The following is a 12,026-nucleotide window of genomic DNA, read 5'->3' as shown; positions in this document are numbered from 1 at the left end:
CATGGCGAAGACACCGAACACTCCGAAAAAGCCCGGCAAATCCCCCAAATCCAAAGCGGCAAGTTCTAAGGCGTCGCGGCCCGAGGTCCAGCCGATCGGACCGGCGCTCGCCGAGCTGCTCAATCCCGCGATCAATCGCGGCGATGCCGGCATGGGTTCGGGCACCGGCTTGCAGCCGCCGCCGGACAATTCCTGGGACCGCCGCGCCGGCGGCGAGGCCGCCGCGCATCGCGCGCGGGCATCGACACGCGAGACCAGCGAGGATGTCGCGAGGCGCGATACCTCGGGCCTCGGTGAGGCCCCGCAGGCCAATTACGGCACCTCGGCCACCATTCCGACCCTCGATCCGGAACTGGCGCGGCAACTCGGCCTGCCGACCGCCGAGGACGACGACGAAGCGCTGGCGCGACCGCCGCGCAGCAAGATGGAGGCGCTCGGCGTCAAGGCAACGGCCGATGCGCTGGAAAACCTGATCCGCGACGGCCGCCCGGAATTCCGCAAGGATGACGGCTCGACACGGGTATGGACCCCGCACCGGCCGCCGCGTCCGGAGAAATCCGAAGGCGGCGTACGCTTCGAGCTCAAGTCGTCCTACGAGCCCAGGGGCGACCAGCCGACCGCGATTGCCGAGCTGGTCGAAGGCATCCAGCGCAACGACCGCACCCAGGTGCTGCTCGGTGTCACCGGCTCGGGCAAGACCTACACCATGGCGCAGGTGATCGAGGCGACTCAGCGCCCGGCGCTGATCCTGGCGCCGAACAAGACGCTGGCCGCGCAGCTCTATGGCGAGTTCAAGAGCTTCTTCCCCGACAACGCGGTCGAGTACTTCGTCAGCTATTACGACTACTACCAGCCGGAAGCCTACGTTCCGCGCACCGACACCTACATCGAGAAGGACTCCTCGATCAACGAGCAGATCGACCGCATGCGTCACTCGGCGACGCGCGCGCTGCTCGAGCGCGACGACGTCATCATCGTCGCTTCCGTGTCCTGCATCTATGGTATCGGCTCGGTCGAGACCTATACCGCGATGACCTTCGCGCTGAAGAAGGGCGAGCGCATCGACCAGCGGCAATTGATCGCCGACCTCGTCGCGCTGCAATACAAGCGGACCCAGGCCGAGTTCACCCGCGGCACTTTCCGCGTCCGCGGCGACGTCATCGACATCTTCCCGGCGCACTATGAGGACCGCGCCTGGCGCGTGAACCTGTTCGGCGACACCGTGGAGAATATCGAGGAGTTCGATCCGCTCACCGGCCACAAGCAGGACGAGCTCGAATTCATCAAGATCTACGCCAACTCGCACTATGTGACGCCGCGCCCGACGCTGGTGCAGGCGATCAAGTCGATCAAGAGCGAGCTGAAGATGCGGCTCGACCAGCTCAACGACCAGGGCCGCCTGCTGGAAGCGCAGCGGCTGGAGCAGCGCACCACCTTCGACCTCGAGATGATGGAAGCGACCGGAAGCTGCGCCGGCATCGAGAACTATTCGCGCTATCTCACCGGCCGCCGCCCCGGCGAGCCGCCACCGACGCTGTTCGAATACGTGCCCGACAACGCGCTGGTGTTCGCCGACGAAAGCCACGTCACCGTGCCGCAGATCGGCGGCATGTTCCGCGGCGACTTCCGCCGCAAGGCGACCTTGGCCGAATACGGCTTCCGCCTGCCCTCCTGCATGGACAACCGCCCGCTCCGCTTCGAGGAATGGGACATGATGCGGCCGCAGACCGTGGCGGTGTCGGCGACGCCGAGCGGCTGGGAGCTGAACGAAAGCGGCGGCGTGTTCGTCGAGCAGGTGATCCGCCCGACCGGACTGATTGATCCTCCCGTCAACATTCGCCCGGCCCGCACCCAGGTCGACGACCTCGTCGGCGAAGTCCGCGCCACAGCGCAGGCCGGCTATCGTTCGCTGATCACGGTTCTCACAAAACGCATGGCGGAGGACCTCACCGAATATCTGCATGAGCAGGGCATCCGCGTCCGCTACATGCACAGCGATATCGACACCATCGAGCGCATCGAGATCATCCGGGATCTCAGGCTCGGCGCGTTCGATGCGCTGGTCGGCATCAACCTGCTGCGCGAGGGCCTCGACATTCCCGAATGCGCGCTGGTCGCGATCCTCGACGCCGACAAGGAAGGTTTTCTGCGCAGCGAGACCTCGCTGATCCAGACCATCGGCCGCGCCGCGCGCAATGTCGACGGCAAGGTGATCCTCTATGCCGACAGCATGACCGGCTCGATGGAGCGCGCCATCGCCGAGACCAACCGCCGCCGCGAGAAGCAGGTCGAGTACAACGAGGCCCACGGCATCACGCCGGAGAGCGTGAAGAAGTCGATCGGCGACATCCTCAACTCGGTCTACGAGCGCGACCACGTACTGGTCGAGATCGGCGACGGCGGCATGGCCGACGACGTGATCTCGATCGGGCATAATTTCGAGGCTGTGCTGGGCGACCTCGAAACACGGATGCGCGAGGCCGCCGCCGATCTGAACTTCGAGGAAGCCGCCCGGCTGCGCGACGAGGTCAAGCGGCTGCGCGCCACCGAGATGGCCGTGGTCGACGACCCCACCGCCAAGCAGCGCAACGTGCAGAAGCAGGCCGGCGCCTATGCCGGCACCAGGAAATACGGCGACGCCGCGAACCTGCCGGTGGCCGCGCTGAAGAACAAGTCCGCGCAGACCTCGCTCAAGGCGAGCCGCGGCGGCAAGGCCGGCTCACGGGTGCACAAGCCCGATCTCGACGAGATGCACGGCCCGGAATCGCTGCCCTTCCGCGCAGGCAGCACGCTGCCGGCAAAGCCGTTCGGCACCACCAGCCGCATCATCCAGCCGAACGACTCGCGCCAGTCAGGGCCGGAGTTTGGCCCGGCGCCGCGGAGCAGCGGTGGTGCGCCGGGCAAGCGGGGCGGGTGGAAGAAGCGGTAGAGCTCTGGCAAAGCGCGGCCCCTTCCGGCTAGTCTACAGGGGGGCCTCCATGATCAACCTTTTCATCGCCAATACGGACAATTCCTGGTTCGACTTCCTCACGGCGGAAGGCCACTTGGCTGAAGTCAACTTTTGGTGGCCCGGAGAGACAAGTTTCAGAGCCCTACAGCCCGGCGAGCTTCTCGTTTTTCGTTTGAAGAGCCCGCGCAACAAGATTGGTGGCTTCGGAGTCTTCAGTAACCACTCTTCCCTTCCGATCCAGATGGCTTGGGAGACGTTTGGCCGAGCAAACGGCGTTTCCTCCTTGGAAAGCTTACGCAGCGCTATCGCTCGACTGCGGACCAATGTAGTCGTCGTTCCATCGACGGATATTGGCTCCACTGTGCTGGTCGAACCAGTCTTTCTGCCTGAACATCTTTGGCTCGACCTTCCAGAGTCGTGGTCATCCAGTATTCAACGAGGAAAGCGCTATTCGGCGGAAAGCGCCGACGGCTTGCGTCTGTGGGAGCGTCTTTTGGACGCGGCGAGATTAAGCTCCGTGACCAACATTGCTGGCTTCACGTCTCACCAACAAGAGCGCTTTGGTCCCCCAACTCTCATTACTCCGCGTCTGGGACAGGGCGCCTTTCGCGTTGCAGTGACCGAGGCATACGACAGACAATGCGCAATAACTGGCGGCAAAGTGCTCCCTGCCTTGGATGCTGCGCACATCAAGCCTTACTCAGAGGGTGGTCATCACGCAAAATCAAACGGCATCCTTTTGCGGAAAGATATACATTCGGTTTTCGACGCTGGATACGTAACAATTAAGGACGATCTGACCTTCTCGGTAAGCAAGAAAGTGAAAGAAGTTTTCAACAACGGAGAGGAATATCTTCGCTTGCACGGTCGCTCAGTCCGTCCGCCCAAAAGCAAGGCAGACTGGCCCGATGTGGATTTGCTTCGTTGGCATAATAAGGATCGCTATTTGGGCTAACGGCCGCATTGCCGGTTTTCGCCACGTCGCCGCTTGATGTTGACGGCCTTCCAGATCACCGCTTACGGCAAATGAGACTCGGCTTCGAGGAATTGCAAGCCTCTTACACAAGCGGCTCGCAAAGCGCTCGCGCCTGGACGGAGACCTGGGTCAAGGCTTGGACCTACTGTCCGCACTGCGGCAGTGCGCGGATGTCATCAACCCAGGCATTTGAAGTTCCGATAGTAACCGGTCACGTCCATGACCGTGTCATTGGATAACTTATCGAACTTGGCCTTTCGACGCATGTACCAACGCGAGGGGTCTGCGACAGAACGGGAAATCCGCACGGCATATTTTCCGTTCCGAACCCGCGGTGCTTGTCTCACTAATCTTGCAAAATCATCGATCTGAAAATTAAACAAGTCGCCTTTGAAACCGTCATCCGAAGCAAGCACATAGCAAAAGTACAAGCCTTCGCGCTCGGTCAGGCTCCTTAAATCCCTCTCAGAAAAGAAGCGCCATGACGTTGCGGAAAACAGCAGACGCTCCCATTGGGCCGTGATCGGATGGAGCTTACCGAATTTGACCTGCAGTTCTCGGTACTGAACCTCACTTTTCGTACGGCGCCGTAAGATTAGATCGATTTTGTCGACGTCTAGGAAACGCGTGTAGGGGTGCCAGCCATTCATAAAAAACTCAAACTTCGCTAGCGTTTCACCAAGTATTTCTTGATGACCAGCATTGCGGCGCATCTCTGCTTGCGATGGCTGGGCTTCGATAAAATCGGTCATTAGCGTCCCCTTACCCTTGACGAGGTCTGAGCCTTCGGTCGGACGCATCGAACGTCGCTCTATCGATCATTCGACGTCGAATGCGCTATGATAGCTAACATCGCCCTTCTGCGACCCACCCTTAAACACGAGCCTCTGGAAATACGGGCTCGGCTTGCCGCCATAGGTCAGCGCAGGATCGCTGACAAAGCCGAAGCGGCTGTAATAGGCGGGATCGCCGAGCAGGACGCAGCCGTCGGCGTTCATTGCCGCGAGGCGGGCAAGCCCCTCGCGGATCAGCGCGCCGCCGATGCCCTGGCGTTGCAGGTCGGGCGTGACCGAGACCGGGCCGAGGCCGTACCAGCGTCCGGGCGTGCGATCGATTTGCACCGGCGAGAAGGCGACGTGGCCGACGATGTCTCCGTCATCCGATGTCGTCACCAGCGAGACCGTCAGCGCGCCTGCCTGGCGCAGCGCCTCGACGATGCGGGCTTCGGTGCCGCTGCTGTGCAGCGCTTTGTCGAATGCGGCCGTCGTGATCCGGCTGATCGCAGCGGCGTCCTGAGGGCGTTCGTCTCTGATCTGCATTCCGGCAGATAAGGCTGATCGGCGGAGTGGCGCAAGGGGCGGAAGCGTCACCGCACGCTCACCAGTGCGACCGCCAGCAGCGACATCATGATCACCGTGGTCACGAGTTGCAGCGAGACGCCCGGCTGGCTCCGCCATTGCGCGATCTTCTCGGAGAGCGACAGGCTGGCGTCGAAGAACATCGGCGCGTAGGCGTGCGCGAACCGCCGCGGAAATCTCGCGCCGAGCCATGGTGTGATCGCGGCATAGACCAGCGAGGCGAGCACGACGAAGATCGCGGCGCCATAGCGTTCGCCGACGATTTCCGGGGCATCGAACATCTTCAGCATCAGCACGGCGGCGGCGAAGGTCGGCATCCCCTGCAGGATGGCGGTGAGCGCAAAGCCTTCGAGCCGGTTCTGCGCGGATGATTTCGGTGCAGCGATGGCGTTCATGGCGGCGTTCCCTTGTCAGGCAATCGGGTGATCGAGCCGACACGCTAGCCGCACGTCCTCGCCTGTGGCGTGATGCAGGTCACGCCATTCGCTGGGTAATTCGTTCGGCTTTTCAGAATTTAACTTGACGTCGGACCCAACTCAGATGTTCAATGCGTCTGGCTCACCCGACACGAGGGGCGGGTCGCGATCGTCACGAACGCGGCGTGAGATGCGGTGGACGCGGAATGCGCAGTCGACGAATGCGCGTGAAGCGGACGGTGAAGTCGTGTGGTCCTGACGCCCTAGTGGTAGGTGTCTCCCGCGAGATGCGAAGCATCTTCGCGAGGCGGTGACAAAAAAGCCCAGTCTCGCCGGGGAGAGCACGAAGTAAGCCGTAAAGCCATCGCGCAGGGAAGGCCGGGTTGTTCCCGGTTACACCTGTGGTCCTACCCCCGTGCTTTCTATCTTTGCACGGGGCCCATGGGTGCGATCGGCACCCGGTCTTCCCTGCGCCCTCTGCTCAGACGGAGGGCAAACGAAAGACAAGACTCGGACAAATCATGTCGCGAGAATGCGAAGCTGTATCCCTGTCACCACTGTCGTCGCCCGCCACCGGGTCGCGCGAATGCGCGCCCGATGACAGGCTCCGGCGGGCGATCCAGTACGCCGCGGCCTCTCAGCTCAAGCACGGACGTCTCTGGAATACTGGATCACCCGCATACGCGGGTGATGACACCGAACACGCTGTTTGACATGTGAATCGGACTCTGCCGCGCGCCCTACCCCGACCGCTTGTTGCTGGTGTTCTGGGTCAGGTTGCCGTGCGCGGCCTGCTCGCGGATGTTGTGCTTCTCGTCGTCGCGATGGCCCTTGGTGGTGTCGAGGGGAACGCCGGGGGCGCTGCCGGGGCCCTTATGGCTCTTGTTGTCGTCGGGAACGGGCTGGATGTTCTTGGTCTTTGGTTTCGTCATCATCGTCTCCGTTACGCAAGGAGACAACGCCGCCCGTGCGAGCGGCGTTCCCGGAACGTGACTCACGTTCCCGGAACGTAGCTTACGTTCCGCGGATGTAACCCGACAACTGATCTTGCCTTACAGCTTCTCCTGCTGCGGCGGCTGCGCCTGTTGCTGCTGGCGCTGGCGTGCCTGCTCCTTGGCGTGATGGCGGCCGTAGAGGCATCCGGCGGCAGCGCCGAGCACGCCGTGATGGCCGGCATAATGACCGGCGACGCCGCCGACGACCGCGCCCTTGATGCAGCCCTTGGCCTCGGCGGGCGAGGTGGCGGCAAGTGCACTGACGGCAATGACTGACGCAAGAACAATCGATTTCATGATGCGGCTCCAATGGAATTCAGCCGCATCAACGGCGAGGCTACCCCGCCGGTTCCCGGCCGGCGTCGCAGCACGAGATCGCTGAGCCCGGCGAAGCATTTGTGCCGCCGGGCTCCGAGAACAAGAAGCCGCCCTATGCAGAGGCCGCGCCATCGGATCAACTGGCGTCAAGCGCGCCGCGACAGCGAGCCGGCGCGATCTTGCCGGCCGGCCCCGGAGGAGCTCAAGGCCTCGACCGGCCAGCGCCGGCTCACCGTCGCGCGGCGCGCGCCCGTGATCGGCTATTTGGAGACAATTTGGGCGATCTTGTGATCCGACGGATTCACGATCAGCAGCTTGTCCTGCATCATGGCATAGCGATAAGGCCGCACCGCGGGCACGTCGCGGCGCGCCTGGCGCGGCAACGGATAGGTGCTCACGGCTGAGGGCACGGCGGCGCCAACCGCCGCATCGAAGCCCGACGGCGCGGTCTGATTCGCGGCGTGGCGGCTGACATCGTTCCAGATCGATTTCTGCTGCGCATCGGTGAGCTGTAGCGTATCGCCAGCGCCGGACATTCTGTTGCCGGCGCGGCCGGACATTTCCCTGGCGGCTGCGGCGCTCACGCCGGACAAGGCCAGCAGCGCGGCGACCGCAAGCGGTATGGTGTTTTTCATGGAGTTCTCCTGATCGCGGATGCGTCGCCCATGCAGGAGCAACCGGGACGCGCGCGGGAAGGTTTCATTAATTCGCGGCCATCTGCCCCGCGCGCTTCACGTCTCCGAGACGCGATCAGTTCAGCGCAGCGGTTTCAGTTTCTTTCAGTTTCTTCTTTCAGTTTCCTGCCACGCGGGAATGGCGGTCAGGCGCGCGGTGGGCACTTTGTGCCGCAATGCACGTTCCGGTTGCCGAACCTAATCGCGTCTCGTGCGTCAAAACATGTGTTTGATAGTGCAACGCTTCGGGCCACAATGTGGGGCCAAGGCAAGTCAAGGGCGAGTTGGACGGAACCGGCGGGGTCGATCATGGACGAGGATTTGAACCGGCAGCGCGTCTTGACCTTCCTCGACGTCTATTATGCCGGCGGGATCGAGGGCGCGCTCGATCGCTGCAGCGACGATGTCGCGTTTCTGGCCAACGCCCCGATCGACATTCTTCCGCATATGGGCCAGCACCGCGGCAAGGCCGCGCTGCGCCAGATGTGGACCACGATCCATGAGCGCTATTCCGACATGCGCTACGAGGCGCCGATCGTGGTGGCCCAAGGCGACAAAGTCGCGGCGCAGCTGCGCGTGTTCTTGCGCAAGCGTGGCAACCGCCGTGTGGTGCAGTTCGACGTCGCGGTGTTCTACACGCTGCGCGACGGCCAGATCACCGAGATCCGCGAGATCATCGACACGTTCGACCTCGTCCAGCAGGTCCTGGAGCGCGACGTCGCGGCGGCGCTGACCGGGCAAAACGCCGAGTAGCCCTCGAGAAAGGGGGCAACGCATCCGGGCGCTCCCCCGCGCCCCGCGTAAATTCGCGACGGCGGCGTTGAACCTCGAAGGCCCGGCGCTGACCTATCACTGGGCTTGTTGCGGTCGGGGCTGGAATCATCATGAAAGTCGCATTGCTAGCTGTGCTTGGCCTTGCACTGGGCGCCCTTGGCGGCGCTGCCCTCGGCATCGGAGCCGGGCTCACCTGGATCGGAATGGCCAGAACCTCAGGTATCGACAGCGGAACGCTGGTATTCTTCACCTTCATGCCGCTCGGCGCCGCGATCGGTGGCATCGGCGGCGCACTGCTGTTCGCGGTCGTGGCGATCCGCGACGCCGAGATCGTGATCGAGCGACAACCGGTGCGGCAGCGCGACCGCTGAATTGCGGTGGCCGGGCGCTTTCGAGCGAAGTGGATGCCGTTCGCGTAAAGAAAACGCGTCAAAACTGGGATCGCGAACCCGTTCCGATGCAATCGGAACGGGTTCTGCGGGCGGCGGTCACATTCCGGCAAAGACCGCGCAATTGTGCATTGCAAAAAAGTCATTTGCGTTTTTGCCGTTCCGCACTATTCAGACGGTAATAGTGATGTGCAGCAACCTGGCACGGCGTCGGCGCTGACCCCTGCCATTCGTTTGCTTTGAAAATCCAGTTTCAGGACGAGACCGAAATGACAGAGCATAGCCTCTGGCGTTTTTCGCGCGCATTGCATCGCGCGATCAACGAACGCCAGCTTGCAGACGTCGAGCTCATGCTCGACGACGAGGTCGAATGGGCCATCTACGGGCCGATCGACCTGTTTTCCTTCTTCGGCTCGCGGCGCGGCAAGGCCGCCGCGCTCGAGGTGATCAGGCAGATCGGTGAGAACCTGCGGGTTCACCGCTTCGACCGGGAGTCCATCATGCTGGGCGCGGATTCCGCGGCTTCGATGCTGCGCTATTCGCTGACGGCATTGGACTCCAACAAGCCGATTTCGCTCCGGATCGCGCATTTCGCGCAGTTCAGGGCGGGCAAGCTCACGAGCTTCCGCGCGCTGATCGACAGTTTCGACCTGGTCGAGCAGACCGTCGGTTACCCGATCCATCTGCCGCGCATCGCGGTCTGACGGCTTCCTGATTTCACGCCTTCGTCATGTCGGGGGTCGTCCCCCGGCAGCGCGGCCTGTTTTGCCAGCCCCGAACGGCCGCGCGCGCGAACGCGCGTCGCGTTCGTCCCCGGACATGACGATCACGCGTCTATCACTTGCTATCGCAGCGCCGTTGCCACAATTTTGCGCCACGGCAAATCTATGCTGCGGCTCTGGAATTTGCGGGCTGGGAATGACTTCCGCATTGCGATTTGGCTGGGCGAGGCTGCCGGTGCTGGCGGCCGGCTTCAGCATGGCGGTAGCGCTTTCGGCCGCGGCACAATCCCCGCCATGGCAGATCGCTCCCGCCGCCCAAGACACCGCGAAGGACACCGCTGCGGACGACACCGAGGCTGCGGCCGACGCGGCGCCGCCGGCGGCCGATGCCAATGACGCCGACATCCTGAAGGACATCGACGAGAGCAAGCTCGACTGGAGCCAGCTCGACACCGATTCCACCAGCCTGCCCACGCTGGCGCCGAAGAGCGCGGCCAAGCGCGGCAGCATCGCCGGCAACGATCCGTCCTGGTCGACCAACCGCAACGCCAACGGCTCGTCGGCGGTATCGGTCAAGCAGTCGATCTCGCCCTTCCTCGACACCCGCATCGGCGCCGACATGACGGTTGCCCGGCAGGGCACGATGACGACGTCGGAGCAATTGTCGGACCGGCTCGCCAATGGCGGCAGCCTGCCGCAATCCGGCGGCTCGGCCTGGGCCGCGATCTCGGCGCCCGGCGTGGCTTCGATCTGGGACAAGACCTCGGTAGAGGCGCGGGTCGATCCGGGTGCCGAACAGAGCAAGGTCGGCACCTCCTTGAGCAAATCGGTGCCGCTGTCGGAGCAGTACTCGCTGACGCTGCAGAGCGGCTACAACCTCATCCAGCAGGGCGTGGTCCCGGTGCCCGGCATCGACGGCCACCCGTCGCGAAGCTACGATACCGATCAGTCGGCGCGGCTGTCCGTCAACGACACCGGCACCAGCATCACGGCGGGCCAGACGCTGTCGACCTCGGACGACAGATGGCTGCGCCGGATCGGCGCCGAGCAGAAGCTGTTCGACGGCGTCACGGTCTCCGGCTCAGTCGGCGAGACCGCCCAGGGCACCATCAACAAGAGCATCGGCGCCGGCTACAAGCGCTCATGGTGAACGATCTGTTAGCCCTGTCGCGCTAATGATCAGGCATTGCCCCAACTTGGCCCAGATGCGGTCAAATTCGGCGGCACTGATACGTCCGTAACTTCATCAATTCGTCGTGCGGGGGACAAGCCGCGCTTCGCCATTGCGAACCAGGGGAAAGCCGATGAACGCCACCAACCGTACCGAGGAAGCCGCCGAAACGACTCCCGAGGTCGACACCAACCTCGCTGCGGTCTCGGAAGTCGAAGCCGGCATCCGCGACTTCGTGCGCAACGACATCGCCTATCTGCGCCGGCCGGTGGCGAGCCCCGAGACCGCGCCGACCGACACCAGCACCGATACCACCGTCAGCAACGTCAACTCGCTGATCCAGCGCGTCGCCGGCACCTCGCTCGCCGAGATCGAGAAGCTGATCGGCGAGCTTGAGAGCCTGCGCGACCTGCTGCATGCCGAGGGCCAGCGCGTCCAGCGCGAGATCTCCGGCTATGCGCAGCTCAGCCAGGCCGCGATGAAGTCGACGCGGATGATCGCCGACAACGTCTCGCAGTGGAAGCGCGCCGCCGACGGCCTGCGCAACAGCTGATACAGATCAGTCTTCCAAACTGACCGCCGCCGCCTCCCGACCAGGAGGCGGCGGCTTCGTTTGCGAGCCCGATGCAACGCACAACGATTCGTTATTCGGCGCGGTGTAAACTCCGCGGCGTCAATTCTTGCCGAAGCCAATTTGAACGTTAGATGCCGGCCCGCGTCCGATCCCGCAAATTCGCGTCCGGACCGCGCCTTGCGGGGCATCCATTTGGAGATGAATTTCATGCAGAGCGTCCGGCCGGACAACGCCGATCCGATTCCGCTGCGTCAGCCGCAACAGCGTATCGGCACGATCATGATCCGCTTCATCGGCATACTGGCAGCCGCGACGGTCGTGATGGTGCTGATCTGGAATCGTTGAGGGCTTCTGGGAAATGTGACGCAGCCTAGCGACGGTCACATTGAAAAACGCAAACGCACGTCCCGGGCGCTCCTCGAGCGCCAACGGTTAAAGTTGGATCAGCGGTCGATGCTCGCGCTGGTTTCGAAGGAATAATTGCCGTCGGCAAAGCCCTTCACGATCATTCCGGTCGCCAGCATCACCACCAGCGTTACCGTCGCGAAGATAATGCCGACGAGTTTCAGCGCGCTGCGATCTGCCATGGTATCCCCAGTAGGTCTTGCCCGAATGTTCGTGCCCTCAAACCATAAGGCAGGGACAAAGGTTCAAAATGCGTTAGCAAAAAATGGGTTCCACGCAACGCACAACTACGTCGGCAGCAGAC

16 protein-coding genes are annotated in these 12,026 nt (G+C 63.0%); 9 read left to right on the top strand and 7 right to left on the bottom strand.

All coding sequences use genetic code 11. The features are described from left to right. Window position 1: 1 nt before the first annotated feature. The 3 genes from uvrB (at window position 2) to ABIB78_RS01335 (ending at window position 4,165) form a co-directional block, all read left to right on the top strand. Complete coding sequence (gene uvrB / locus ABIB78_RS01345) at window positions 2-2,929, top strand: excinuclease ABC subunit UvrB (RefSeq protein WP_429020520.1); 2,928 nt, start codon at window positions 2-4, stop codon at window positions 2,927-2,929. A 49-nt stretch (window positions 2,930-2,978) separates the two neighbouring features. Then, on the top strand, window positions 2,979-3,905 hold the full coding sequence (locus tag ABIB78_RS01340; RefSeq protein ID WP_429020518.1) for an HNH endonuclease: 927 nt from the start codon (window positions 2,979-2,981) through the stop codon (window positions 3,903-3,905). A gap of 71 nt (window positions 3,906-3,976) precedes the next feature. After that, the gene (locus ABIB78_RS01335) at window positions 3,977-4,165 is read left to right on the top strand and encodes a DpnI domain-containing protein (RefSeq protein ID WP_429021501.1); all 189 of its coding nucleotides are present in this window, start codon (window positions 3,977-3,979) and stop codon (window positions 4,163-4,165) included. Here the strand turns inward: ABIB78_RS01335 and ABIB78_RS01330 are convergent. The 6 genes from ABIB78_RS01330 to ABIB78_RS01305 form a co-directional block, all read right to left on the bottom strand. Continuing rightward, entirely contained in the window at window positions 4,103-4,678 is a 576-nt protein-coding gene (locus ABIB78_RS01330; protein WP_429020516.1) for a hypothetical protein, read from the bottom strand. The two genes, ABIB78_RS01335 and ABIB78_RS01330, sit on opposite strands and share 63 nt — an antisense overlap. A 66-nt stretch (window positions 4,679-4,744) precedes the next feature. Continuing rightward, window positions 4,745-5,245: a GNAT family N-acetyltransferase gene (locus ABIB78_RS01325; protein ID WP_429020514.1), complete on the bottom strand. Its 501-nt coding sequence runs from the start codon at window positions 5,243-5,245 to the stop codon at window positions 4,745-4,747. Window positions 5,246-5,292: 47 nt separating this feature from the next. Further along, window positions 5,293-5,679: a hypothetical protein gene (locus tag ABIB78_RS01320; RefSeq protein WP_429020512.1), complete on the bottom strand. Its 387-nt coding sequence runs from the start codon at window positions 5,677-5,679 to the stop codon at window positions 5,293-5,295. A gap of 761 nt (window positions 5,680-6,440) precedes the next feature. Beyond that, window positions 6,441-6,632, bottom strand: coding sequence for a hypothetical protein (locus tag ABIB78_RS01315; RefSeq protein WP_429020510.1), 192 nt, complete (start codon window positions 6,630-6,632; stop codon window positions 6,441-6,443). A 120-nt stretch (window positions 6,633-6,752) separates the two neighbouring features. After that, on the bottom strand, window positions 6,753-6,992 hold the full coding sequence (locus ABIB78_RS01310) for a hypothetical protein (RefSeq protein ID WP_429020508.1): 240 nt from the start codon (window positions 6,990-6,992) through the stop codon (window positions 6,753-6,755). A gap of 281 nt (window positions 6,993-7,273) precedes the next feature. Next, a complete protein-coding gene (locus tag ABIB78_RS01305; protein WP_429020506.1) occupies window positions 7,274-7,648 on the bottom strand; it encodes a DUF1236 domain-containing protein in 375 nt (124 codons plus the stop codon). A 348-nt stretch (window positions 7,649-7,996) separates the two neighbouring features. Between ABIB78_RS01305 and ABIB78_RS01300 the strand changes: the two genes are divergently transcribed. The 6 genes from ABIB78_RS01300 to ABIB78_RS01275 all read left to right on the top strand — a co-directional run bounded on the left by ABIB78_RS01300 (window position 7,997) and on the right by ABIB78_RS01275 (window position 11,662). Beyond that, window positions 7,997-8,440, top strand: coding sequence for a nuclear transport factor 2 family protein (locus tag ABIB78_RS01300; protein ID WP_429020504.1), 444 nt, complete (start codon window positions 7,997-7,999; stop codon window positions 8,438-8,440). A gap of 131 nt (window positions 8,441-8,571) precedes the next feature. Further along, a complete protein-coding gene (locus ABIB78_RS01295) occupies window positions 8,572-8,832 on the top strand; it encodes a hypothetical protein (protein WP_429020503.1) in 261 nt (86 codons plus the stop codon). Between the two features lie 287 nt (window positions 8,833-9,119). Continuing rightward, window positions 9,120-9,554 carry a nuclear transport factor 2 family protein gene (locus ABIB78_RS01290; RefSeq protein ID WP_429020501.1) on the top strand — a complete coding sequence of 145 codons (435 nt, stop codon included), beginning with the start codon at window positions 9,120-9,122 and terminating at the stop codon, window positions 9,552-9,554. A gap of 214 nt (window positions 9,555-9,768) precedes the next feature. After that, window positions 9,769-10,722, top strand: a complete 954-nt coding sequence (locus ABIB78_RS01285) for a hypothetical protein (RefSeq protein ID WP_429020500.1) — start codon at window positions 9,769-9,771, stop codon at window positions 10,720-10,722. 154 nt (window positions 10,723-10,876) lie between these two features. After that, a complete protein-coding gene (locus tag ABIB78_RS01280; protein ID WP_429020498.1) occupies window positions 10,877-11,296 on the top strand; it encodes a hypothetical protein in 420 nt (139 codons plus the stop codon). Window positions 11,297-11,524: 228 nt separating this feature from the next. Then, entirely contained in the window at window positions 11,525-11,662 is a 138-nt protein-coding gene (locus tag ABIB78_RS01275; protein ID WP_429020497.1) for a hypothetical protein, read from the top strand. Between the two features lie 98 nt (window positions 11,663-11,760). Here ABIB78_RS01275 and ABIB78_RS01270 read toward each other — a convergent pair whose 3' ends face one another. Then, window positions 11,761-11,904 (bottom strand): hypothetical protein, encoded by a 144-nt coding sequence (locus tag ABIB78_RS01270; RefSeq protein WP_429020495.1) that lies wholly within the window; start codon window positions 11,902-11,904, stop codon window positions 11,761-11,763. Window positions 11,905-12,026 lie beyond the last annotated feature (122 nt).

The sequence above is a fragment of the Bradyrhizobium sp. I1.14.4 genome, from assembly GCF_050435825.1.
Lineage (GTDB): Bacteria > Pseudomonadota > Alphaproteobacteria > Rhizobiales > Xanthobacteraceae > Bradyrhizobium.
The sequence above is the reverse complement of the archived record's forward strand: the minus strand, read 5'-3'. Positions and strand labels throughout refer to the sequence as shown.

Coding starts and splice junctions, on each gene's coding strand:
- uvrB (WP_429020520.1), top strand. CDS start 2: ATGGCGAAGACACCGAACACTCCGAAAAAGCCCGGCAAATCCCCCAAA.
- ABIB78_RS01340 (WP_429020518.1), top strand. CDS start 2,979: ATGATCAACCTTTTCATCGCCAATACGGACAATTCCTGGTTCGACTTC.
- ABIB78_RS01335 (WP_429021501.1), top strand. CDS start 3,977: ATGAGACTCGGCTTCGAGGAATTGCAAGCCTCTTACACAAGCGGCTCG.
- ABIB78_RS01330 (WP_429020516.1), bottom strand. CDS start 4,678: ATGACCGATTTTATCGAAGCCCAGCCATCGCAAGCAGAGATGCGCCGC.
- ABIB78_RS01325 (WP_429020514.1), bottom strand. CDS start 5,245: ATGCAGATCAGAGACGAACGCCCTCAGGACGCCGCTGCGATCAGCCGG.
- ABIB78_RS01320 (WP_429020512.1), bottom strand. CDS start 5,679: ATGAACGCCATCGCTGCACCGAAATCATCCGCGCAGAACCGGCTCGAA.
- ABIB78_RS01315 (WP_429020510.1), bottom strand. CDS start 6,632: ATGACGAAACCAAAGACCAAGAACATCCAGCCCGTTCCCGACGACAAC.
- ABIB78_RS01310 (WP_429020508.1), bottom strand. CDS start 6,992: ATGAAATCGATTGTTCTTGCGTCAGTCATTGCCGTCAGTGCACTTGCC.
- ABIB78_RS01305 (WP_429020506.1), bottom strand. CDS start 7,648: ATGAAAAACACCATACCGCTTGCGGTCGCCGCGCTGCTGGCCTTGTCC.
- ABIB78_RS01300 (WP_429020504.1), top strand. CDS start 7,997: ATGGACGAGGATTTGAACCGGCAGCGCGTCTTGACCTTCCTCGACGTC.
- ABIB78_RS01295 (WP_429020503.1), top strand. CDS start 8,572: ATGAAAGTCGCATTGCTAGCTGTGCTTGGCCTTGCACTGGGCGCCCTT.
- ABIB78_RS01290 (WP_429020501.1), top strand. CDS start 9,120: ATGACAGAGCATAGCCTCTGGCGTTTTTCGCGCGCATTGCATCGCGCG.
- ABIB78_RS01285 (WP_429020500.1), top strand. CDS start 9,769: ATGACTTCCGCATTGCGATTTGGCTGGGCGAGGCTGCCGGTGCTGGCG.
- ABIB78_RS01280 (WP_429020498.1), top strand. CDS start 10,877: ATGAACGCCACCAACCGTACCGAGGAAGCCGCCGAAACGACTCCCGAG.
- ABIB78_RS01275 (WP_429020497.1), top strand. CDS start 11,525: ATGCAGAGCGTCCGGCCGGACAACGCCGATCCGATTCCGCTGCGTCAG.
- ABIB78_RS01270 (WP_429020495.1), bottom strand. CDS start 11,904: ATGGCAGATCGCAGCGCGCTGAAACTCGTCGGCATTATCTTCGCGACG.